Consider the following 24,206-nt stretch of genomic DNA (forward strand, 5'->3'; position numbering starts at 1 on the left):
AAAAATGAGTATGTCTGAAAACAAAACAACCAGCGGTACCTCAGATCATCATGAGACAGATGTTGAACTGGAAAACATGAATGATTTACCAGAACCTCAAGAAAAGAAAAATCGGTGGAAACCTTTACTCATCTGGATTGTCCCACTGGTTGCACTTTTAATTGCACTTTCACTCGCGGTGAAAGCGTTACTGTCTAATGGGCCCACGATTGAAGTGTCTTTTCGTACAGCCGAAGGTTTAGTCGCAGGTAAAACAACTGTTCGCTATAAGCAAGTGGATATTGGGGTGGTACGGCAGATTGCTCTTGCAGAAGATCGTTCGCGCGTTATTGCACGTATTGATTTGCGTAAAGATGCAAGCAACTTTGCTGCCCAAGATTCACGGTTTTGGGTAGTGCGACCACGCATTGGGACGAGTGGAGTTTCAGGCATAGATACTTTATTGTCGGGTTCATATATTGAAGTGGATGGCGGGAAATCGCCCGAGAAAAAACTTGAATTTACGGGGTTAGAAATACCACCCGTTATTACCTCAGATGTACCGGGCAAAGTATTTTTCCTAAAAGCCGATGATTTAGGATCTTTAGATATCGGTTCACCGATTTATTATCGTCGAATTAACGTTGGACAAATTACCGCCTATAACTTAGCCGATGACGGTAAAAGCGTAGAGCTTCAGACTTTTATTCGTGCGCCGTATGATAAGTTTGTAACAACAGACGCTCGTTTTTGGCAGGCAAGTGGTATAGACGTCACCTTAAATGCTTCAGGCTTTAATTTAGATACTCAGTCGCTTGCAAGTATTGTCGCTGGGGGTATTGCGTTTGGTTTCCCTGAAAACTCAAATGCAACTGTAGCAGCCAATAAGAGTCACTTTAATCTTTGGGACTCAAAAGCTGAGGCATTAAAAGAACCAGATGGACAACCACGTGGTGTGATTATGTACTTCGATCATTCATTACGCGGGTTAGCAGTTGGTGCACCAATCGACTTCATGGGTATTGAAATTGGTAGTGTTAAATCAATTAATGCAGAGTTTTATAACAACTATAAACAGATTCGTATGCGTGTTGAGGCGGTAATTTATCCGTCACGCGTTGAAAATGGCTTGGCACTCAATCCAAATAGTGAAATTTTCAAAGATTTTGTTGAGCATGGATGGCGTGCACAAATGAGAACGGGCAATCTCTTAACAGGCCAAAACTATATTGCGTTAGACAAGTTCCCTAAAGCTAAACCGGCAACTTTACAAACGCTAAATGATGGTCGTGTAGTGATTCCAACCACTGCAACAGAGCTAAGTGGTTTGCAGGCGCAGGTTTCTCAAATTGCTGACAAGTTAACCAAATTCCCGTTAGTAGAAATTGGGCAGGATGTTCGTAAAACGCTTAAGAACATGAATACAGCTATTGAGTCTACTGACAAGCTGGTTAAACAGTTAGACGGTAAAGTCGCACCTGGTTTACAGGCAACCTTAGACGATGTTCGTAAAACTGTAAGATCGTCCGAGTCTATCTTGTCGAGTGATGCACCGTTACAACAAGACGTACGTAAAGCACTGCAACAGATGACTCGTGCGGCTGCTTCTTTACAGCTCATGTCAGATTATATTGAGCAACATCCTGAATCTATTATTCGTGGTAAGAGACCAGAGGCCAACGATGAAAAATAAAAAGAACCAATCATTTCAACACTCTCAAGTAGCCAAATGGCTGCTTGGGAGTGGGGTACTTTTAACAGCGGTTGCTATGACAGCCTGTTCTAGTTCGCCAACGCCAAACTACTATACGATTAGCCCTAAAGTAACTCCGGCAGTTAACTCAAGTATTCGAGTTATTGAAGTTCTACCGGTTGGACTTCCAGACCGTTTAGATCGTGCGCCTTTGGTGCTACAGGACAGTAATGGCAAGTCAACAGTATTGGATAATGAGCGTTGGACTTCGACTATGAGTACACAATTACGTGATACCTTGTCGGCGGGTTTACAGCAAAAGTTAGGCGCTATTGATAGCTATAGCAGTGGGCTTGCTGGAAATAATCAGCCTTTATACCGAGTTTCTACAGACTTTTCTCATTTCGATATTGTAGATAACAGCAATATCAATGTTGCAGTGTCTTGGGTCGTGAAGCGTCAAATACCGCCTACTCAATTAGAATCATCTAATCCAAAAGTCATCACGAATGCGGGTTCGCAGCTCAATTGTCGAATTGCTTTTAAACAGCCGATTGATCAAAAAGCTAAAAAACTTGAAGCAATTGTTAGTGCTTCAAGTGAGGCAATGAGCCAGATTATTAATACGGTTTCTTCTTCCATCTTGGCGCTAGATTCAAATAAAAAAGTAGTCGTCAACAATGGTATTTGTTCGTAGCAAGGTGTTTTAACAAAACCCTTTATCTGCCTAAAACAGATAAAGGGTTTTTTATTTTAGTTGCCTCTATAGGTTGAGTAACCGTAAGGGCTGAGCAGTAACGGAATATGGTAGTGATTTACACTGCCGTCCACTTTAAAAATCACGGGTACTTCGCTAAAGAACGTTTGCTGTTTGTTCTTTTTAAACCATTCTTCAGTTTTAAACGTAACTTTATAAACACCTTGTTCTAGTTTTTTATTTTCTGGATAGAGCGCAGTAATACGACCATTTGAGTCTGTCACTTGTTGGTTGAGTTTCACCCACTGGTTATTGGTGTTCTTCTCCAAAACCACTTCAACCTGAGAAGAGGGTAAACCTGTCTCTAGGTTTAATACATGCACGCTAAGCGGATTGGTTTGTGCAAATGTAGCTGAGGCTATAAATAAAGAAGATAAAGCAATAAATGATTTAGTCATGTGATGTAGCTCCTTATGAGTTAAAAACGGTTTCAATGGCTTTGCTTGCACACTGATTGTCATTTTGCGCGCCGCCAGCACCCGCAACCCCAATCGCGCCGATCACTTGGTTCTCAAAACGGACAGGTACGCCACCGCCTAACAAAAGTAAATTTGCTACGGTGGTTAAATTTTTTGCATCGGGGTTTTGGTTACTGTTTTGGCTTAAAACTAAGGTCGATGTTTTGGTCGATAACGCGGTATATGCTTTTTTCTCGGCAGCCATTAAATTATGCGGGCCTACCAACTCATGCCGCTCGGCAGTTAAAGTATTACCGCCACGATCTACCACAACGACCGCAATATTTTGATTTAGTTGTTTACATGCCTGTTTAGCACTGTCAGCTAGCAGATGGGCGGTTTTAAGATCTAACGAATAAACTTGATTCAAAGCAGGAGACTGTGCAAAAGTACTATTTGCAAATAGCACTGTTGTGAGTAACAGCCAGTTTATTTTGTTCATAATGATTGCCTCTATGTTGCTTTGAAAATCTTAAACAAATTGCCTAATTTCAAGCATGACAATCACATTACAAAGTTGTCATTTTTCTAATGAGTCTCTACAAAATGCGTATTCTTATTATTGAAGACGAGATCAAAATCGCCACTTATTTGGTCAAAGGGTTAAAAGAATCCGGATACCAAGCCGAGTGCGTACATTTAGGGCTTCAAGGTTTGGAAATGCTAAAAAGAGATCAATATGACTTGCTTATTCTTGATGTGATGTTGCCGGACATAGAGGGTTGGAGCGTACTACAGGTACTACGCCAGTTTTCAAAAATTCCGGTGATTTTCTTAACGGCAAAAGATCAGGTCATGGATAGAGTGAAAGGGTTAGAGTTAGGTGCAGATGACTACTTGGCTAAACCCTTTTCCTATATTGAACTCTTGGCACGCATTAAAAGTTTGTTAAGACGACAGCAGTATTTGCAAGAAAATGAGTTGTCTATAAGTGATCTAAAAATGGATTTGGTGGGGCATAAAGTATGGCGTAATGGCAACTTAATCGAACTGAGTAAAACCGAATTTAACTTATTACGTTATTTATTGGTCAATAAAGAACAAATCGTGACGCGTAGACAAATCGGTTCTGAGGTTTGGAATATTAACTTTGACACCGATACCAACTTTATTGACGTTGCAGTACGCCGTTTAAGAAGCAAAATTGATGAAGGATATGAACCAAAACTTATTCATACCATCCGTGGCTTGGGCTATAAAATTTCGGTTAGCTTATGAACTTTAAATTTCTGCGTTCGCTTGAAGTCCGTATTACCATACTGGTCACGCTTTGTTCGGCTCTCATTTTATGTTCAGTCGGCTTTATGACCTATTTAGGCATTAACCAAATTTTATTAAAGCAGCAAGATAAAGCTTTAGTAGACCGAATTAATCGTTTGGAAATTTTGCTACAAGACAGTGAAAATGTTGAGCAAATTATTGCGCGTCCTAAGCTGTATCAAAACATGCTTGGTAACCAAGACAACTTATTTTTACTTATTCATAAAGACAAAGCTTTAATTAATATCAATCCACTCCATATTCAGCTACCTCAGCTTGCAGAGCGAACAAATCTTCAATTTCAGGACTTGGCTAACAACTCATATCCAACGCGAATTGCATGGAAAACCATCACTATTAATCAGGAACCTTATCTGCTTATTGCGGGTAAACAGTGGTCTGAGCGCATCAATATTCTTTTACCATTTCAAAAGAATCTTTTGATGTATGTGGTAGGAGGAATTCTTGCAGTTTTTGCTCTTTGTATTTTGATATGCCATTTAGGGTTGCGTTCGCTACAACGGCTTCGCAAGCAAACTCACTCAATTAACGTAAATCAGCTACAAAAACGCTTAGACCTACCAAATTCACCTTTAGAAGTTGAGCTGCTTTCTAAAGATATAAACCATATGCTTGAACGTATTGAAAAGGGCTATACGCAGCTCAATCGTTTTTCTGAAGATATCGCACATGAGTTCCGTACGCCGTTAAATAACTTGATAGGACAAACCGAGATTGCTTTAACAGATGAGCGTTCAGTAGAGCAATATCAAGATTTGTTGGTGTCTCATTTAGAGGATTATCACAGATTAAAACGCATGATTGATAGCATGTTGTTCTTGGCAAGAGCCGATCAAAAAATGGTGCTTGTTAGCAAACAGCAAATCAATATTCAGGACGTTTTAGATGGGCTATGCCAGATTTTTGAATATCAGTTTGAGGAACAAGACTGCCACATTAGTTTTAATCTAGAAGTTCCAATGTTATTTGCAGATCCAGAGTTATTTCAACGAGCGGTTTACAACCTTGTTTTAAATGCGCTGGTTCATGGGGGCTGTAACAGAACTATCTTGGTTACAAGTAAATATAAGACACTTGATCACAAGAATATGGTGAGCCTAAGTGTGATAACCAGTGGTATTTCAATTGCTGAACATCAACTTGAACATCTTTTTGAAAGATTCTACCAATGTCATTCAAGCCGAACTGATGAGAGTCAGACAGGCGGCTTAGGTCTATCTATTGTGGCTTCTATTATGGATTTACATCATGGCTCATACCGTGCTTATAACACGGTTGCGGGGGTATGTTTTGAGCTTGATTTCCCAATCGCAGATACTCCATAGAAATACAATTAACTACCTATAAATGTTGCTTAATTTTAAATTTCACACTTTGTTCACAACCCTCTGAAGTATGTTTAAACACATGAAATAAATATAGGAGGATCATGATGAAATTATTATTTAAATCAATTGTGATGAGTAGCAGTTTGGCCGTAGTTAGTCTATTGGCCCCTTTAAGTACCTATGCAGAAACTACCACTAAACCCGTAGCTGTTGACGCTATCGATATTAATAAATATGTAGGTAAGTGGTATGAAATTGCGCATTTACCTATGTTTTTTCAGCGTAATTGTATAGCCAATACAACAGCAACCTATTCGATTAACGCAGATAAAACCGTGGGCGTTTTAAATAGTTGTACGGATAAAAAAGGCGAAGTGATTTCATCTGAAGGTGTGGCTTATCCGCAAAATGAAGGTAATAGTAAACTAGAGGTAAGCTTCTTACCTTCCGGTTTAAGATGGATTCCTTTTACTAAAGGTGACTATTGGGTGCTTAGAGTTGACCCAGATTATCAAGTCGCTTTGGTGGGTGGACCAAGTACAGAATATTTATGGATTCTTTCTCGTAGCCCTCAAATTGATCAAGCAACATATAACTCTTATTTGCAAACCGCAAAACATTATGGCTATGATGTTTCCAAACTCATTAAAACAACACAAACAAATTATTGAAATCGCTGATTATGTTGGCTTTTAAATTTGGCTCATAAATCTGTGAACTTCACATAAAATTCATTGCGCATTTTCTAAATTAAAAACAAAAGAAATGCTTTAGATCAGGAAGAATCAATGTCTAAATTTTTTCTACGCTGGATCGATAGCTGGTCAGATTCAGAAAATGCGCAAATGGATGCTTCTAGCGAATATGTCATTGAAAAGAAAATTCAATGGTTAAGAATCATACCTTTTATTCTATTACATATCGCTTGTTTAGCTGCTTTTTGGGTAGGGGTGTCTTGGTTTGCTGTGATTTTCATGCTTGGCTTTTACCTAATACGCATGTTTGCAATTACCGCTTTTTTTCACCGTTATCTTTCCCATAAAACCTTTCAAACCTCCCGTGTTGTCCAATTTATTTTTATCTTGATTGGAACCATGAGTGCACAGCGCGGACCATTATGGTGGGCAGCACACCACCGTTATCACCATCATTTTACCGACACCGAACAAGATCCGCATTCAGCGAAAGCAGGTTTTTGGTATTCGCATGTAGGCTGGTTTTTAAATGAGCAGAATTTTGCCACTCGAAAAAAAGTCATTAAAGACTGGTTGAAGTATCCGGAACTGATTTGGCTTGACCGATTTAGCTTACCTGTTGTGATTTTGACGGCTTTGGCAATTTACGGTTTAGGTTCATGGCTGGCGCAGCGTTTTCCTGAGTTAGGTACCAATGGCTTACAGCTTTTGGTATGGGGTTTTGTGATTTCTACTGTGCTGTTAACACATGCGACTTTATGTATTAATTCACTTGCGCATCGTTATGGTTCACGAGAGTTTAATACGGCTGACGATAGCCGTAATAACTTTTTCCTCTCTTTAATTACTTTAGGTGAAGGATGGCACAACAACCATCATTTTTATGCGGGTAGTGTGCGTCAAGGTTTTTATTGGTGGCAGATCGATATTACCTTTTATGTGTTAAAAGTCATGTCTTTATTTGGTTTGGTATGGGGATTAAAACCAGTACCAGAGAAGGTTTATCAATATAAAAAAATTAAAAATCTACCGATAGAAAAAATTGAAAATGGGGAAGTACTATGAAGATTGCCATTATTGGTTCAGGTATATCGGGGCTTTATGCGGCTTGGAAATTGTCAAAACAACATCAGGTTACGATATATGAAAAAAATAACTATTTTGGCGGTCATACAGATACGCATGAGCTTGATATAGACGGCGCTAAGGTTGCGGTAGATAGCGGTTTTATTGTGTTTAATGACTATAACTACCCGTTATTTACTGACATGCTTAAAAATTTGGGAGTTGAAACCCAATATAGTGATATGAGCTTTTCGGTAAATAATCTGGTCAGTGGGCTTCAATATAATCCTTCAAAAAAATGGTCGCTCTTTGCTCGTCCGCAAAACTTTTTAAATCGTAAATTTCTACAGATGCTCTCAGACTTGCTGCGTTTTTATGATGATAATAAAGATATAGATGTGGCGGATATTGATCCAAATTTATCGATTGAAGACTATTTAGATCAACATAAATATAGTGCCGAGTTCCGCTATGAGCATCTTTATCCGATGTGTGGTGCATTATGGTCGGCACCTGTTGAGCAGGTAGGCCAAATTCCATATCGATTTGTGGTAAGTTTTTTTCAGCATCATCGTATGTTGCAGCTAAAAGAGCGGCCACAATGGCAAACGGTTAAACACGGTTCGGCAAGTTATATTCGTGTTATTCAAAAGAGTTGCCCATCGCTTGAATGGAAGTTTGCAGAAGTAAAAAGTGTGAGCCGTTTCCCTGAAACCGTGTGGATCGAAACTTCAGAAGGGCAAGCACAATATGACTGGGTGATTTTTGCAAGCCACGCTGATGATAGTCTAGATTTAATAAAAGATGCTTCATCGCTTGAACAAGAAATATTAAGTCAGTTTGGTTATCAAGATAATCATATGGTGGTACACCGTGATCTTTCAATTATGCCTAAAAGCCGTTTGCAGTGGGCAAGCTGGCATGTACATGTAACTCCTGCATCGCAAGTTCAAAACAATGAGTCTGCCATACATTATGGTTTTACTTATTGGATGAACAATTTACAAAACCTACCCTGCAAAACTCAGATTTTCTGTACTTTAAATCCCAATGTGCAAATTAAAGCCGAAGATATTTTGGTTGAACGTCATTATAGACATCCGGTATTTGATGCAAAAGCGATTCAAGCTCAATCTCGTTGGCAAGAAATTAGTGGGCAAAATCGTACTTCATTTTGTGGAGCATATTGGGGATGGGGCTTTCATGAAGATGGCGCTCGCAGTGCAGCGCGTGTTGTTGAGCAACTCTTAGCGTTATAAAAATAAAACGGGAGCTTATCAAATGTTATTAACTAAACTGGCTATGGCTCCCGCACTTATTCGTCACAGACGTTATAGTCCCAAAACTCATCAATTTATATCGACCTTAAATTATTTATGGTTTGACCCAGATCAATTAAATGAAATTACACAAGATTGTTTATTTTGGTCGACTGATCATTGGAATGTATTAAAACTATCCGAAAGTGATTTTTTAAATATGTATAGCGGTTCGGTAAGGGATCGGGTTGGAAAAGCGCTACTGCAAAATAACAACTTATATATGGGTTCAGATTGGCAAATCAGAGTATTGGCTTTGCCTCGTTGTTTGGGTTTTCGCTTTAATTCAGTCGTATTTTATTTTGTTTTAAGTCAAACAGGCCAACCGCTATTTATTCTTAGCGAAATTACCAATACCCCGTGGAATGAGCGAAAAGTCTATACACACGACTGTATAAAACAACAAGGTCAGGTGGGTGATTATCAGAGTTTCGATTTTAACTTTGAAAAATCATTTCATGTTTCGCCGTTCATGCCCATACAGTTGACTTACCGTTGGCGGTTTAGTTTTTCAGTCTTACAAAATGTTATTCATATGCAGCTCTTTGAAGAGAAAAAACAAGTCTTTGATGCCACTATGCGCTTTGAACTTGTGCCCATCACATTTCCTTCACAGCAATATCGATATGCTCTTATCAACAGCCTAGCGCCTTTTAAAATGCTGTTTTCCATATATTTAGAGGCATTTAAGTTGTGGCGAAAAAAAGTTCCATTTTATCGTCATCCTAAAAAGATCAAGGTAGATAAGACATGATAAAAACATTTCTTTATGGTGAAGATGACTCGCTACCATTACTGCTCAAGAGTCTTCTTAAATTACGTCATGGACAGATTACTTTTCAGGGCGCGTGGAATGGGACGGTCGGTGAAGTTTCAGATCTTCACGCTGTAATTGAAGTTCATAATCCTCTACTGATGGATCTCATTTTAAAAAATGGTGTTTTAGGAGCAGCAGAAGGGTATATCCGTGGTGATTGGAGCAGTGAGCAACTTGTCGAGTTGATTCAGATATTAGCGCGTAATCGAGATGTATTAGACCAAATCAACCAGAATGTTGTTGCCCAAGCCAGTCAGTTTTTTCTTAAGGCCTGGTATCAAAACCGGAAAAATTCCATAAGTGGTAGCCGTAAAAATATTGCTGAGCACTACGACTTAAGCAATGACTTTTTTAAATTGTTTTTAGATCCGACTTTAATGTATTCGAGTGCAGTCTTTGAAAATGAAACCATGACTCTCGAAGAAGCATCAGATTTAAAAAAAGAGATTATCTGTAAAAAGCTCGATTTAAAACCAATGGATCATTTGGTTGAAATTGGAAGTGGGTGGGGTGGTTTTGCAATTTATGCAGCTCAACACTATGGCTGTAGAGTGACCACCATTACCATTTCACAGGCTCAATACGATGAAGCCATTACTCGCGTAAATGAAGCAGGACTATCTCACCGAATTGATGTACAACTCAAAGACTACCGTCTGCTTGAAGGTAAGTTTGACAAGTTGGTGTCAATTGAAATGGTTGAGGCAGTTGGTGCACAGTATTTATCGACATATTTTGACCAGTGCAAAGCACTATTAAAACCAAAAGGTTTAGCGTTTATTCAAGCCATTACCATTGAAGACTTCCGCTATAAAAAAGCACTCAACACCGTTGATTATATTAAACGCTATATTTTCCCTGGTAGCTTTATTCCTAGCATAACTGTATTGACTCAAACTGCGTCTGAAAGTGGTTTAAGGTTAAAGTATCTAAATGATATTGGTCTAAGTTATGCGCAAACCATTCATCACTGGCGAGCGCGATTTTTAGCAGCCCGAGAGCAGGTTTTGACTTTGGGTTTCGATGAAAAGTTCATACGTATGTGGGATTTTTATTTATGTTATTGCGAGGGGGGCTTTAAAGAAGGTGTGATAAGCAACGTTCACTTGTTGTTTGAAAGTAGCAGTTACTAACTCAAACACATCAAGCAAGGAGAATGCGCATGTTATGGAATTTATTAATTCTGGATTTACTGATCATGTTGCTCAGTTGGCTACTTGCAACTCTAAATGGTCGTGCCGGAATTGTAGACGCCGCATGGAGTTTCTGTCTGGCAGTGAACATTATTGTTTCTTCTTTACTCATTTCAGTTGCTCCTGTCGAAGTACGACTGTTTATTGGTCTTTTTAGCGGATTATGGTTTTTAAGATTATTTTGGCACTTGTTAAGACGTTATCAATCTGAACAGAATGAAGATGGTCGTTACGCCAGTATGCGACAAGCAATGGGTAAGTTTCAGCATTTAGGTTTTTTCTTGTTTTTTATATTTCAAACCTTTTTAGTGCTTTTATTCTTTTTGCCGATGTGGTTGTTACTCAATGTAGAGGCAACTGCATGGGACAGCGGATATAAAATTACCCTAATTATTGCTGCTGTAGTCATGGGAATCGCCTTTATAGGAGAGCAGCTCGCTGATCAGCAGCTATACCGATTTAAATTAAACCCAGAACATCAGGGTAAAACCATGGACCAAGGTTTATGGCGCTATTCCCGTCATCCCAATTATTTTTTTGAATGGTTACACTGGTTTGCCTATCCAATTATTGGTTTAGCAGCAGGCCAATATTTATTGTGGATTTATCCGGTACTCATGTGGCTATTTTTATATTACGTCACGGGTATTCCATTTAGTGAAAAACAGGCAATTAAAAGCCGCGGTCAAAATTATCTTGATTATCAACAAAAAACTTCAATGTTTATACCGCGGAAACCAAAAAAATAGGTGCGCATATGGATTTTATCGTTCATCAGTCTTTGAAAATTGTTGAAAGTGGTGTGATTCCAGACCATGCAATTCGGGCTGCAATTCGAGCTTTAAGCAAAAAGCGTTTAATTCAGGAAGGCCGCTATGACTCTGAACAAGGGGCACAGCGCTATATGGATGTGCTTAATATGCTGAAAAAGAGCGAAATCGCCGTTGAAACAGATAAGGCAAACGAGCAGCACTATGAGTTACCAACCGAGTTTTTTCAGGCGGTGCTTGGAAAAAGACTTAAATATAGTGCATGTTACTTTCCCACCAAAACAACAACTTTAGATCAGGCAGAAGAGCTTGCACTTCAGCTTTATTGTGAAAGAGCACAACTTAAAAATGGTCAACACATTTTAGAGTTAGGTTGCGGTTGGGGTTCTTTAACTTTGTGGATGGCAGAAAACTATCCACGATCACAGATTACGGCTGTTTCAAATTCTGCAACCCAGAAAAAGCATATTCTCGGGCAAGCAAAGTTAAGAGGTTTAAGCAATATTGAAGTACTGACCTGTGATGTGAATGTTCTCGAATTAGACCAAGCCCGATTTGATCGAGTTGTATCGGTCGAAATGTTTGAACACGTTCGAAACTATCAGCGACTTTTTGAAAAAATTCAGCAATGGTTAAAGCCGGAAGGATTACTCTGGTGTCATATTTTCTGTCATCGCTTTTTGCATTATCCTTTTGAAGTAAAATCAGACTATGATTGGATGTCTAAGTATTTCTTTACTGGCGGTTTAATGCCTTCGACTTCAACTTTTTTGCATTTTCAAGAGCATTTAGAGTTGGCTCAACATTGGCAATGGTCGGGTGAGCACTATATGAGAACGGCAAATGCTTGGCTTAATAATATGGATAATCAAGAGGAAGAGCTCAAGCCACTGTTTAAAAAGATCTATGGGAAAGATGCCAATATTTGGTGGCAACGCTGGCGTATTTTCTTCATGGCTTGTGCTGAACTTTTTGGTTTTGAACAAGGACAAGAGGGGGTCATTGGTCACTTTTTATTTAAAAAGAGATCATTGTAATTTCGATAGCCTATCTCGGCGATAAAATATGATAAGAACACGAAACGATGGCAAAGCTCATCCATTAGCCCAAATGTTCAATCGATATTATTGGTTGCAGATTGGTCTAATTGCCTTATCAATTGTGGTCGGGTTGGCTTGTAGTGCTTGGGTGATTAAAGGCTCGTTACTTAAAACCGCTTTAGAACAAGAAATGGAACATTACTGGTTGCGTATAGAACGTAACCCAAATGCAGACCTGCCAGATACTAAAAATTTATATGGATATCGGTGGAATACTCAAGTAGCCCCACAACCTTTTAAAGATATGCATCTAGAAAGTGGGGTACATCGGATATTTGTTGATGGCAAAGAACGTATGACGGTATATGGTGAACGTAATGGTCAGCATGTACTGTTGGTATTTGGCGAAAGTAATGTCAATAAGCTGGTTTGGCTTTTTGGTCTCGCACCACTTATGTTTAGTTTGTCTGTTTTATATAGTTTTTTGTGGTGGTCAAATCGAAGAACAAGACGCTATTTTTCCCCTATTACCCGTTTGGCAAATGCATTAGAAAATATTGATTGGGCACACCAAGATACACAAGCTTCACCTTTTAAAGATATCAATACCAATGGCAATATGGAGGCGGAATATCTCAAACAAGCCTTGGAAAAATATCATCAGGTTTTAAGTGAATTTATTCGACGTGAACGAGAATTTACCGGCGATGTCAGCCATGAGTTACGTACGCCGCTCACGATTTTAAAAGGCAATGTACAACTTTGTCAGACTAAATATGGAGAAGACAAATCTTTAACTCGTCTTCACAATACAATTGAAGACATGCAATTGCTTGTCGACACCTTGCTCGCAATTGCCCGTAATACGGTAAAAAATTTACCGTCTGAAAAGAATTTATTATCTGAAATTGTGAGGGATTTAGTCGAAAGTTTAGAAGGGGTAAGTGTGAGTAAAGGTATACATATTCATATTCACCCGGACTCAGCCGAACAACCACGCTGGTTATATCCCTCTATGACTAAAATGGTTCTAGGCAATATTTTGCGTAATGCTCTGAATTATTCCCAAGGTTCACAAATCGATATTATCCAACAAAAAAACAGCTTAATTATTGCCGATAATGGTATCGGAATTTCTTTACCTAATGATATGAAAGTTCAGGAACTCAGCGACTCGCAACTTTCTTTAAAAGCCAAAGGACACGGCATCGGGTTACAATTGGTCCAAAAGCTTTGCAAACAATTAGGTTGGCGAGTTGAGTTGTTTGATCGGCAATATTACTTAACGACTCATCCTGAGCTGGATTTAGAGATGACCACAGGTTTAATAGTAGTCGTCTATTTAAATTAATCGGCAGTATCGTCTAAAGCAATTTTTAAACCTACGCCTGCTACTGTATGTAATAGTTTAGGGTCAAAAGGTTTATCTATCATTTTCCTTAAGTTATAGATGTGGGTGCGCAAAGCATCACTTTCAGGTTCTTCATCACCCCATAGCTCCATCATAAGTTCCTGTTTAGTTACTACTTTAGGAGACTGACGCATCAAAATTTTTAATAATTTAAATTGAATAGGGGGTAATTCGATATTGTTTCCGGCACGAATAACAGTTTGAGTTGCGCTGTCGAGAATTAAATCATGAATTTGAATTTTATGATTTGCGACTTCACCTGCAGCTCTTTTGATCAGTGCTCGAATACGCATGACCAACTCATTAAAATCAAATGGCTTAACTAAATAATCATCCGTGCCAGCAGTAAATCCTTTAAGTTTGTCATCTAAAGTATCTCTAGCAGTGAGCATAAGAATTGGCATATCAATGCCTTGTTCGGTCCGTAACCAGTTACACAAGTCATAACCTGAGCCATCGGGTAAGTTGATATCGAGCAACAAAAGATGATAATGCTGTGACTTAAGAAAAGAACGAGCTGCATCTAAATTACGCGCATGATCGATGACGTAACCATGTACTTCAAGAAATTCACACACGGTCGCCGCCAGTTCAAAATGGTCCTCAACCATGAGGATAAAATGATTACCCATGAGATTTTATTAAGCCATTAATTTAATAGTTGTTGTTTTAATTTAGCATTAAATGGTTCAGTACCAAACCAGATTTTAAAATATTGATTTGCATTCGGATTAATTATAGAACCGAGTAGCTTCTGGTTTAATTTTAGCTCTAGTTTTTGATTTTCATGGTGATAAGAAAGACTATATAAATCTCCGCTCTTGATTGGTCTATAAAGCTCATTAATATGATTAAGCGGGGATTTCGCATCAAATCCACTAATATTCTTCTTTAAATAGTGAGTTGCTGCTCGCTTAAATGCCCACTCAGGAATATCTCGGTTATAACTAAAGTCCATTTTTATGCTTTGGTTCTGCCAACTTTTTAGGCAATCTTCAGCAAAGTAGCTAACATTTCCGACTTTTTGACTCGTTACCATTAAAGGAGCTGAACTGCATTTTTTCAGTTCAGCAGCATTTGCATGAGACGCAATTAAAATACCCAGTAGTATTAAGATTCGACTTTTTTGAATGGCAATATCCATTTATAAACTCCTCCAAATACAGGTAAAGAACGGTAGAGACCATTCGCAGGGTCCCAGAAGTCTTGTTGGAAAATAATTTGTTGTTGTTCATTAATTTTGATTTGACTAATGCCATAAGAAGCCATGGTTTTTGTACGGCCTAGCATTTTAAAGTCATAAGCCATATACCAATGAATATAGGCTGTATCTTGATGGTGAGTTGCGCTAATCAGTTTTACAGTGACGTTACTTACTCGTGCGTTCATACCCTCAAAGTGTTTAATTAGATCTTTTTTTTGCGAGAACTGGGAAAGTGTATCGTTGATATAGAGCTGATCCGCATAAAGTTGACTCGCATTACTTACAAAAGAAGGTGTGCCTAAAGTGTTAAACGCAGCAACAAAACGGTGACCAATCTCCAGTGCTTGCTCATCATTTAATGTGACGCCAGTAATTTGTCGTTCGGCTTTACCATAATCACCTGAGTAACTAGGCACGCTTTTGCATGCTGTTAGACCTACTAAGGTAATCAGCCCTAGGGCAGTGGTTATAATTTTCATATTTAAATCCTAGCCAACTTTATAAAATTAAATTAAAGAGGCTGTCGTGAAATTTGCGTGAATTCTTGAGTTTTTAGTTTTCACGTTAAAGGGAGAACTACAGATTCTTGTTTGCTTGTTTGAAGATAATTTTGAGGCTGTATATTTTTTAATATTAAAATAACTAGGCTAAGAAAAGATAAACAGCAATTTCCTTCTAGTCATGCCAAAGAAGCTGTAAATTTTGCTTTAGAGCAAAAAAACTAATGCTAGTTCTGTTACTCATCACTGCTTTTAATTCTTTTTGAAATAAGAGCGGATTACTGTCCAATTTGTTGAAAGCCAGCAGATGAGTGAACCGGCTGTAACCATAGCGGTTCCTTGCCAAAAGCTGATTGATAACTCGGTTTGTAAAACCAGCATGGCCAGTAAAGATGAAATGATTGGAGTGAAGTAAGAAGCCACCACTAGCATCGTGGTGTTGCCATGAATAATGCCAATATTCCATGCGGCATAACCTAGTCCAATTGCTGTAGAGGCAAAGACGAGAGATAAAGTCGTATTTAAATCGAGTGTAGGTAAAACAGCTTGACCACTAAAGAATAGCTTTAACCACAATGTTAGAGCGACGCCAATAAAGAAAATAGAAATAGGGTTTTGTCCTTTACCTATTTTCTTGGTTAATACACAGTACAAAGCCCAAATAATTGCACCTATAAAAGCCAAAATATAACTTAGAGGATTACTATAAAAATTGTCTATAACTCGACTTAGACTAAAATCGCCATTTCCGGTCTGAATAAAAGTAATGCCGAAAATTGAAATAATTAAACCTAAAATAATAAAGATATTAAATTTTAGCTCTTTAAAAATGACAAAAGCTAAAACAGTCAAGCTTGGCCAAAGGTAGTTCACAATGCTGACTTCAATCGCTTGTTGCGCTGTCTTTGAATAGGCAAGTGCAAACGAAAAGCAGAGTTCATAAGCGATAAATAAAATTGCACCTAAAATTAAATATTTTTTAGAAATTAACTTAAAGTTTGGCACTCTAAAAATAATAAGCAGTAGCAACGCACTTAGTGAATAGATCAGTGTAATGCCAACATCTGGTCCAATCACGGTCGTAATATGTTTTACAAAACCCACCATAGTGGCCCACATCAGGATGGCACTTAAACCAATCAATGTTGCTAAATTTTTTGACATAAGAAATAAATGAACTTAGTTGAACACCTGAGCTACAGTGAAAGTTAAAATAATTAAAGTAAGTCAGGGTAAAGGAATTTTTAATTAAAAAATAGGCACGGATAGATAATTACCTAATAAATGATTATCAGCAAACATAAATACTTTAGGTAATTAAACTAAATATAAGATATCAATTTATAGCTAAGCATTAAAGTAAGCTAAACGTCTAGAAAACACCCAGTTATGTATTAAAAGTTTAAAAATATAGCCGTTAATGCCGAGCACAGTTAAATAAATAAACTATAAGTCTCTCTCCTAAAGCATTACCCTGTGCATATTGCGAAAAAATAAGAAATGGAGATAAAAGATGCTTACACGTTTTTTACTGCCGACTTTAGGTACTACCGTTGTATGTGTACTTACAGGATGTGCTTCATCCTCTCAATATCCAATTACCGAGAGTTACGGTCCAGAACCAAAGTTACCTGAACCAAAAACAAGCTTAATTCCAACCGTAAATATAGCACCAGCGAAGGGCTGGCCTAGTGGTGTTGCGCCAACTCCGGCAGAAGGCTTAAAGGTAAAAGCCTTTGCTAAAGGACTTGAGCACCCACGTTGGCTTTATGTGTTACCGAATGGTGATGTATTGGTTGCTGAAACGGATGCTCCGCCTAAACCGGAAGATAGCAAAGGCATTAAAGGTAAAATTATGACTTTTGTGATGAGACGAGCAGGATCATCTCATCCGAGTGCTAACCGTATTACTTTACTTCGTGATACCAATGGAGATGGAATAGCTGACCAGAAAACCGTATTTCTTCAAAATCTAAATTCACCATTTGGTATGGCACTGGTGGGGAACTATTTGTATGTTGCCAATACAGATTCACTTATGCGTTTCCCTTACCAAGAAGGCGCAACCAAAATTACTGCCAGTGGTACTAAAGTACTAGATTTACCGGGTGGTCCTTTAAATCATCATTGGACCAAAAACGTCATTGCCAATCGTGAAGGGACAAAGCTCTACATTACCGTCGGCTCCAATAGTAACGTAGCCGAAAATGGTTTAGATCAAGAAAAAGGCCGTGCACAAATTATGGAGTTTGACATCGCAAGTGGGCAGTCACGTCCATTTGCAACTGGACTGCGTAATCCAAATGGTATGGCTTGGCAACCTCAAAGCGGTAAACTCTGGACGGTGGTTAATGAGCGCGATGAAATTGGCAGTGACCTAGTACCTGACTATATGACCTCAGTTCAAGATGGCGCTTTTTACGGCTGGCCTTATAGCTACTATGGTCAACATGTAGATGTACGTGTAAAACCACAAAATCCTGAAATGGTGGCTCGGGCAATTAAACCTGACTATGCATTAGGTAACCATACTGCTTCTTTAGGTCTTACATTTTATACAGCTGAACTCATGCCACAATTTAGGGGTGGGGCGATCATCGGACAGCATGGTTCATGGAACCGTAAGCCTCATAGTGGTTATAAAGTCATTTTTGTACCATTTAGAAGTGGTCAGCCTTCTGGTCCACCGCAAGATATTTTGACGGGGTTTTTAAGTGATAAAGGCAAAGCGTATGGGCGTCCAGTTGGGGTGGCAATTGATTTTTCAGGAGCTGTGTTAGTTGCAGATGATGTCGGTAATACGATTTGGCGTGTCTCACCAGTTGCTGAAACAACGTATGAGAGTCCAACCCAACAAACCATTAGTAGTTCAGTGACTCAACCTTAAAAAGGTTGGTCAAAATAGGTTTATTTTATGCAAATATTACGGTTATCTGATTACCCTCAATACAAAGAAATGGCTGCCCAGTGGTTCTCTGAAAAGTGGCAAATCCCTGTGGAAGCCTATCTTGAGAGTATCCAGATTTCCATTGATCAGAAGCATGCTATTCCACATTGGTACATTGTTTTAAATGAAAATAGGCATTTAATTGCCGGAGCGGGAGTTATTGATAATGACTTCCATGAGCGTAAAGATTTAACATCAAACTTATGTGCTTTATTTGTAGAAGAGAACTATCGAAACCAAAACATTGCAAAACATATTTTAGATTTTGTACGTGAAGACTTGAGTAATCAGGGCATCCAAACACTTTATTTAATAACGGACCATACCGAATTTTATGAAAAATGTGGTTGGTGGTTTTTAACGTTGGTAAAGGATGAGGAAGGCGAGATGGTACGTATGTATGTAGCAGATACCTAGAATTCAAATAGCCTCATTAGAGGCTATTTTTTTATGGCTTATTTATTTTTAAAATTTTTAATAATCATCAGAAGGGCAACCAGTGACAATAAGATAATAAAACCAATATAACTATTTGCCGTACTCATCAGCCCAATTTTACCTACAAAATACCCCGCTAAAATCGCTGGAATACTAAAAGCCAAATAGCTTTCAACAAAAAAAGCAGCCATAAGGCCCGCACGTTCTTCAGGAAGCGCCAATGGCATTACACTACGAATGGCCCCCATAAACGCCGTACCAAAACCAACTCCAGTAATAATAGAACCTAAAAATAGAATTACAGCATTAGTCAGATTAATAGCGACAAATAAAACAGCTGCGCCAATAGCAATTGAGAGCGTACCTGTTAATAAAATACGAAAATTTGTCGACTTTCTAAGCGTTAATATACCTGCCGCACCTGACAGGGCGAGCGCCATAAAGGTAATACCATTTAGCCATGCAGATGAAGTATGGAAAATTTTTGCCAATAACGATGGCATGAGTGACAAGAAGAAACCACTGACCATCCAAAGTGCAATGTTAATCGGGCTAATACTCAATAAAGCGCTTTTTGTTTGCGGAGGAATAGCCATATTGGGTTTTAATGAAGCAAGTGCCCCGGATCTTTTTTGTGCAGTTTCTGGAGTAATAAAACTTAAAATGAGTTCACAAATAAGAAGAAAACATAAGAACTCAAAAACAAGCTGTAAGGGATGGGCAGAGAATTGCAAAATAGAACAGGTCAGAAAAATCCCAACAGCCATGCCTATCATGGGTGCGATACTATTAATCAGTGAACCATGTAACTTACTAAAATCTAAAATTGCTGCCCCTATAGCAGAAACTGCAAGACCAGTTGCTATACCTTGTAAGCCTCGTGCAATAAATAACATTGAAACATCTGATGCAAATAAGAAAAAACTCATCGAAATAATTTGCAGAGAAATAGCGGCAATGATGACTGGACGACGTCCAATATAATCAGACAGTGACCCAATAATGAGTAATGATCCCAGCAGTGTAAAAGCATAGGTTGCAAAAATTAAAGTCAGTGTGACAGGTGAAAATTGCCAGAGCTGTTGATATAGGCGGTAGAGTGGGGTTGGTGCACTAGAGGCAGCCATAAATGTCATGAGCGTAATTGTATTGAGTGTCAAAGCACTCGCGGCATCTAATTGAAAAACAGCTCTTGACCGTTTTGAACTTGAATTGTTCATAGAACATGAATAACATAAAAGCGAATATTTAGCTTTTATACATTATTTTTACACTAAAGCAAATCCTTAGCTTTAGTGTATTTTGTATATAGATATAAATATTTATAAATTTTTCGAGACCTTTACAGAGTTTATAAATGGCAAAAGTTGTTACTGGATTACGCCCTGGTGGCCGTAGCGAAAGAATACAAACCGCGGTACATAATGCTGTAAAAGAATTACAAAAAGATTTCGAGCAAAGCCAGATTACCATTCCAATGATCGCTTCACAGGCGGGAGTAACACCTTCAACCATTTATCGTCGATGGGGAGACATCAATCAGTTATTTTCAGATGTAGCTTTAAATGAACTTAAACCTGATATGGAACCCAAAGATTTAGGTTCGTTTAAACAAGATATCACAGCATGGGTTGAGCAATATTTTGAAGAATATGCTTCCGGGGTGGGACAAGATTTATTACGAGATGTTCTGTATACATCAAATTCGGATTCTAATGCACGTATGTGCGAAAGTTTAATTATTCAGCAACTCGACATTATTCAAAATCGTGCAAAATTACGAAATGAGTTCACTATACCGAACCAAGAAATTATCGAAACTGTAATTGCACCCATGTTATTTCGGATTCTATTTACCAATCAGGAATTAAATTTAGATTATGTACGTAGTCTTTTAAAACGCCTATTTATTTAAAATCATAGAAATATGTTTGTCTTTTTAGTTAAAAATGGCTCATTTAATTAGCCTAAGCATATAGGTTTTTGTTTTTATTAAACAATTATGTATCAATATTTCTTATTATTTAAAAATTAAATTCTCATAATTTAGAATAAATATGAATTTATTTTAATCATTTATTTTTGAAATGATGATTTTATTCATTGTAAAATTAATACTGAAAGCATTCAAGGAAGTTTTAAATAATATAAATCATATAATAAACATAGGGTTATCTGGAATTTTAATTATTTTTAAGAAATTTAATTTTTTAAAAATTCCGTAAAATAATTGTTTTGTATACAAAAATATACATGATTTTTGAATTTAACATTTTTTAAATTTATGACACAGGGTGTTTTTTATTCTTTACAATGGCTTCACTTCCTTTAAAGCAGCTTGTGGTGCACGCTTTATATTTTATTTTTTTATCCCCATCGAACAGGTATTTAGATAATGGATTTCAATACCCTTGACCAAGAAACGGTACAGAAAAAACAGAAGTTTCACCAAATTTTGTATGTACAGGTCATTTTTGCAATTATTTTAGGCGTTTTAATAGGTCATTTTTACCCTGAACTTGGACAAAGCTTAAAACCGCTTGGTGATGCATTCATCAAGATCGTTAAAATGATTATTGCTCCCGTAATCTTTTTGACCGTGGTTACTGGTATTGCCAGCATGACGAACATGAGTCGAGTTGGACGTGTGACTGGTAAAGCTATGCTATATTTCATTACTTTCTCAAGTCTTGCACTTGTGGTTGGTATGATTGTGGCAAACATCATTCAACCTGGTAAAGGCCTAAATATTGATCCAGCGACCTTAGTCAGCGATAAAGTAAATACTTACGTTGAGAAGGCTCATGCTACCAATATTACTGACTTCTTCATGAATATTATCCCGCAAACCCTAGTAAGTCCGCTTGCTGGTGGTGAAATCTTGCAGGTTCTATTTGTGGCGGTGTTATTTGGTATTTCTTTAGCTGCTTTAGGTGATCGTGCGCGTCCAATCACTGATTTCCTAAATAACCTTACTGCTCCAGTTTTCTACTTGGTTGGCATGTTAATGAAACTTGCGCCAATTGGTGCTTTTGGGGCTATGGCATTTACTATCGGCGCATATGGGATCGAATCAATTGGTAATCTATTACTGTTGATTATGACTTTCTATATTACAGCTGTGCTGTTTGTATTAATTGTTCTAGGTGCTGTGGCGCGCTATAACGGCTTTTCAATTATTGCTTTGATTCGTTATATCAAAGACGAGCTTTGGTTGGTTTTAGGTACAAGTTCATCTGAAGCTGCTTTACCTTCCCTCATGGATAAAATGCAAAAAGCAGGTTGTGAAAAATCTGTAGTGGGCTTAGTCATTCCTACAGGTTACTCATTTAACCTTGATGGTACTAATATTTATATGACTATGGCTGCTTTATTTATTGCACAAGCATGTAATGTAGACCTATCTATTAGTGAACAGCTTGCATTACTTTTAGTGGCAATGGTGAGTTCAAAAGGTGCAGCAGGGGTAACGGGCGCAGGCTTTATTACACTGGCTGCTACTTTGTCGGTTGTTCCATCTGTACCAGTGGCAGGGATGGCGCTAATTTTAGGTATTGACCGTTTTATGTCTGAGTGTCGTGCTTTAACTAATTTAATTGGTAATGCATGTGCAACAATTGTTGTTGCTCGTTGGGACAAGGTTCTGGACAAGGACGTTCTAGATAAAGCATTAGGAAAATCTAAAACGAATTAATTAATTCATTTTTTAATTCGAAATAAAAAACCTGTAGCAATTGGCAATTTGGGAGAGGCGCCATGCTACAGGTTTTATTTTATTTAGTCGAAAATTTAATTTAAAAAAACTATTTTCTATGTAAATGCTTAATTATGGGAGGTCAGTATAAAATTTCTCACAAACTCTCATATAGATCTACTTTGAAAGCAGAACTTTTGAGGTGCCTATACTAAAAATAGTATATGCAAAACAGCTCAAGCTTATGCTTTTAAATGATCCTCAAATTCTTCACCTAATTGCATCGCTAAGGCATTACCAGCCAAATCACAAGTGACTAAACCATACTCTTTTTTAAAACTGAAAGTGAAACCTTTTCCATCGGCAAGATTTTTAACCGAATATCCTAATTTTTCTAACCAAATACGGAACGCAATTAAATTTTTAGCTTTAACAACCTTTTTCACGTGAGAACTCCTTCTATCCGTGTCTTACACCTTATTTATTAATAGGGATTTACTAGGATTTTTTAAAGGGGGAAAACTTTGTTTTATTTTGCAACTTGTAAAAAAAGTAATAGAGATAAACCAATCTTCTTCATTTTATGAATTTATTCAGTTTTTGTGTAATCATTTTTATCACTAATAAAATTTAACTATTTAATTTTTATAATTATTTTAAAATATAAGAATTAGAGTAAATTTTAATCAAAACAAATTAATTTAAAATCAATAAATGTAAAAAATAATTTCACGAAACATGCCTTATTCAAAAAGATACAGTTCTTAAAATTAAACTGTATCTTTATATAAAGCCAAAAAATTAGTAATTATCTTTTAAACTACGTAATTGAGCGAACTCATCTACACTTTCAGCACGTAAAAATGGATTGGTTGCCAACTCAAGTTCAATACTACTTGGTAGGGTAATTTTACCTTCCGTGCGAAGCTTACGAACTTGTTCTGCACGTTCTTGTAAGGCATGATTTTCAGGTTCTACGCTTAAAGCAAACTCAGCATTAGAAAGCGTATATTCATGTGTGCAATAGACTTTAGTTGTGGTTGGAAGGGCAGCAAGACGATTTAATGAGTGATACATCTGTTCTGCCGTACCTTCAAATAGTCGGCCACATCCCATTGCAAACAAAGTATCTCCACAAAAGAGCGTATCCAACTCTTCAATAAAATAAACAATGTGTCCTAAGGTATGACCAGGTGTTGCAATAATCTCTGCTTTTAAATCATTAAACTTTAGATGGTCATCATGTTGAAGAGGATGGGTAATACCAGGAATTTTACTTAATTCGTCTCTTGGACCATATACAGCTAGAGTGGAATTTGCCATTAAATCTGCAACGCCACCAATATGATCTTTATGCCAATGTGTAAGCCAAATTTGCTTTAAAGTTAAATGATGCTCATCACAAAATTGAGTGACTAACTTAGCCTCTGTTGGATCAACTGCAACAGCTTCATAAGTTTCAGTATCTTCTAAAATCCAGATATAGTTTTGTAGGGCATTTTGCACATCAATAAAATGAATTCTATAACGCATTGTTTTTATCCTGAAACTAAATCCAAAGAGTAAATGAGTAATCGCTAATTCTGATGATAACAGAAAATGCTATTAAGCCACGTA

General features: G+C 37.6%; 25 protein-coding genes. 16 read left to right on the top strand and 9 right to left on the bottom strand.

Features of this window, described 5'->3' with window-relative positions:
• The first annotated feature begins 4 nt into the window (after positions 1–4).
• On the top strand, positions 5–1,672 hold the full coding sequence (locus J678_RS05450; RefSeq protein WP_002049115.1) for an intermembrane transport protein PqiB: 1,668 nt from the start codon (positions 5–7) through the stop codon (positions 1,670–1,672).
• Positions 1,662–2,369 (top strand): PqiC family protein, encoded by a 708-nt coding sequence (locus J678_RS05455; RefSeq protein ID WP_004707996.1) that lies wholly within the window; start codon positions 1,662–1,664, stop codon positions 2,367–2,369. The genes J678_RS05450 and J678_RS05455 overlap by 11 nt, the downstream gene beginning before the upstream one ends.
• A 56-nt stretch (positions 2,370–2,425) precedes the next feature.
• Here the strand turns inward: J678_RS05455 and uraH are convergent, their stop codons facing one another.
• On the bottom strand, positions 2,426–2,827 hold the full coding sequence (uraH, locus tag J678_RS05460) for a hydroxyisourate hydrolase (protein WP_000167348.1): 402 nt from the start codon (positions 2,825–2,827) through the stop codon (positions 2,426–2,428).
• 13 nt (positions 2,828–2,840) lie between these two features.
• Positions 2,841–3,329 (bottom strand): GlcG/HbpS family heme-binding protein, encoded by a 489-nt coding sequence (locus J678_RS05465; RefSeq protein WP_017393546.1) that lies wholly within the window; start codon positions 3,327–3,329, stop codon positions 2,841–2,843.
• A gap of 104 nt (positions 3,330–3,433) precedes the next feature.
• Between J678_RS05465 and J678_RS05470 the strand changes: the two genes are divergently transcribed.
• From J678_RS05470 to J678_RS05515, 10 genes are all read left to right on the top strand, one after another.
• Positions 3,434–4,105: a heavy metal response regulator transcription factor gene (locus tag J678_RS05470; RefSeq protein ID WP_001221367.1), complete on the top strand. Its 672-nt coding sequence runs from the start codon at positions 3,434–3,436 to the stop codon at positions 4,103–4,105.
• Positions 4,102–5,493, top strand: coding sequence for a heavy metal sensor histidine kinase (locus tag J678_RS05475; protein WP_017393547.1), 1,392 nt, complete (start codon positions 4,102–4,104; stop codon positions 5,491–5,493). The genes J678_RS05470 and J678_RS05475 overlap by 4 nt, the downstream gene beginning before the upstream one ends.
• 107 nt (positions 5,494–5,600) lie before the next feature.
• Positions 5,601–6,167, top strand: coding sequence for a lipocalin family protein (locus J678_RS05480; protein ID WP_017393548.1), 567 nt, complete (start codon positions 5,601–5,603; stop codon positions 6,165–6,167).
• A gap of 117 nt (positions 6,168–6,284) precedes the next feature.
• A complete protein-coding gene (locus J678_RS05485; protein WP_017393549.1) occupies positions 6,285–7,256 on the top strand; it encodes an acyl-CoA desaturase in 972 nt (323 codons plus the stop codon).
• Complete coding sequence (locus J678_RS23520) at positions 7,253–8,515, top strand: NAD(P)/FAD-dependent oxidoreductase (protein WP_017393550.1); 1,263 nt, start codon at positions 7,253–7,255, stop codon at positions 8,513–8,515. The genes J678_RS05485 and J678_RS23520 overlap by 4 nt, the downstream gene beginning before the upstream one ends.
• Positions 8,516–8,537: 22 nt before the next feature.
• Positions 8,538–9,329 carry a DUF1365 domain-containing protein gene (locus J678_RS05495; RefSeq protein ID WP_017393551.1) on the top strand — a complete coding sequence of 264 codons (792 nt, stop codon included), beginning with the start codon at positions 8,538–8,540 and terminating at the stop codon, positions 9,327–9,329.
• A complete protein-coding gene (locus J678_RS05500) occupies positions 9,326–10,525 on the top strand; it encodes an SAM-dependent methyltransferase (protein ID WP_017393552.1) in 1,200 nt (399 codons plus the stop codon). Before J678_RS05495 ends, J678_RS05500 begins: the two co-directional genes overlap by 4 nt.
• A gap of 29 nt (positions 10,526–10,554) precedes the next feature.
• A complete protein-coding gene (locus J678_RS05505) occupies positions 10,555–11,334 on the top strand; it encodes a DUF1295 domain-containing protein (protein WP_017393553.1) in 780 nt (259 codons plus the stop codon).
• Positions 11,335–11,342: 8 nt separating this feature from the next.
• A complete protein-coding gene (locus tag J678_RS05510) occupies positions 11,343–12,392 on the top strand; it encodes an SAM-dependent methyltransferase (protein WP_031997252.1) in 1,050 nt (349 codons plus the stop codon).
• A 28-nt stretch (positions 12,393–12,420) separates the two neighbouring features.
• Complete coding sequence (locus J678_RS05515) at positions 12,421–13,746, top strand: sensor histidine kinase (RefSeq protein WP_017393555.1); 1,326 nt, start codon at positions 12,421–12,423, stop codon at positions 13,744–13,746.
• On the opposite strand, the gene J678_RS05520 is transcribed toward J678_RS05515, so the two are convergent.
• The 4 genes from J678_RS05520 to yddG form a co-directional block, all read right to left on the bottom strand.
• Entirely contained in the window at positions 13,743–14,438 is a 696-nt protein-coding gene (locus J678_RS05520) for a response regulator transcription factor (protein ID WP_017393556.1), read from the bottom strand. The genes J678_RS05515 and J678_RS05520 overlap by 4 nt on opposite strands.
• Before the next feature lie 17 nt (positions 14,439–14,455).
• A complete protein-coding gene (locus tag J678_RS05525) occupies positions 14,456–14,950 on the bottom strand; it encodes a chalcone isomerase family protein (RefSeq protein WP_016805092.1) in 495 nt (164 codons plus the stop codon).
• Entirely contained in the window at positions 14,917–15,489 is a 573-nt protein-coding gene (locus J678_RS05530) for a nuclear transport factor 2 family protein (protein ID WP_017393557.1), read from the bottom strand. Before J678_RS05530 ends, J678_RS05525 begins: the two co-directional genes overlap by 34 nt.
• Before the next feature lie 273 nt (positions 15,490–15,762).
• Entirely contained in the window at positions 15,763–16,674 is a 912-nt protein-coding gene (yddG, locus tag J678_RS05535) for an aromatic amino acid DMT transporter YddG (RefSeq protein ID WP_017393558.1), read from the bottom strand.
• Between the two features lie 349 nt (positions 16,675–17,023).
• Between yddG and J678_RS05540 the strand changes: the two genes are divergently transcribed.
• Positions 17,024–18,397 (top strand): PQQ-dependent sugar dehydrogenase, encoded by a 1,374-nt coding sequence (locus J678_RS05540; protein WP_017393559.1) that lies wholly within the window; start codon positions 17,024–17,026, stop codon positions 18,395–18,397.
• A gap of 27 nt (positions 18,398–18,424) precedes the next feature.
• On the top strand, positions 18,425–18,874 hold the full coding sequence (locus J678_RS05545; protein WP_031955738.1) for a GNAT family N-acetyltransferase: 450 nt from the start codon (positions 18,425–18,427) through the stop codon (positions 18,872–18,874).
• 38 nt (positions 18,875–18,912) lie between these two features.
• Here the strand turns inward: J678_RS05545 and J678_RS05550 are convergent, their stop codons facing one another.
• Positions 18,913–20,115, bottom strand: coding sequence for an MFS transporter (locus J678_RS05550; RefSeq protein WP_017393561.1), 1,203 nt, complete (start codon positions 20,113–20,115; stop codon positions 18,913–18,915).
• Between the two features lie 137 nt (positions 20,116–20,252).
• Here J678_RS05550 and J678_RS05555 point away from each other — a divergent pair, with 137 nt between their 5' ends.
• Positions 20,253–20,810, top strand: coding sequence for a TetR/AcrR family transcriptional regulator (locus J678_RS05555; RefSeq protein WP_017393562.1), 558 nt, complete (start codon positions 20,253–20,255; stop codon positions 20,808–20,810).
• 480 nt (positions 20,811–21,290) lie between these two features.
• On the top strand, positions 21,291–22,589 hold the full coding sequence (locus tag J678_RS05560; protein ID WP_017393563.1) for a dicarboxylate/amino acid:cation symporter: 1,299 nt from the start codon (positions 21,291–21,293) through the stop codon (positions 22,587–22,589).
• Between the two features lie 242 nt (positions 22,590–22,831).
• Here the strand turns inward: J678_RS05560 and J678_RS05565 are convergent, their stop codons facing one another.
• Positions 22,832–23,035: a hypothetical protein gene (locus J678_RS05565; protein ID WP_000758190.1), complete on the bottom strand. Its 204-nt coding sequence runs from the start codon at positions 23,033–23,035 to the stop codon at positions 22,832–22,834.
• A 355-nt stretch (positions 23,036–23,390) separates the two neighbouring features.
• Positions 23,391–24,122 carry a hydroxyacylglutathione hydrolase gene (gloB, locus tag J678_RS05570; RefSeq protein WP_017393564.1) on the bottom strand — a complete coding sequence of 244 codons (732 nt, stop codon included), beginning with the start codon at positions 24,120–24,122 and terminating at the stop codon, positions 23,391–23,393.
• Positions 24,123–24,206 lie beyond the last annotated feature (84 nt).

The sequence above is a fragment of the Acinetobacter sp. 1424608 genome (assembly GCF_000588255.1).
Taxonomy (GTDB): domain Bacteria; phylum Pseudomonadota; class Gammaproteobacteria; order Pseudomonadales; family Moraxellaceae; genus Acinetobacter; species Acinetobacter nosocomialis.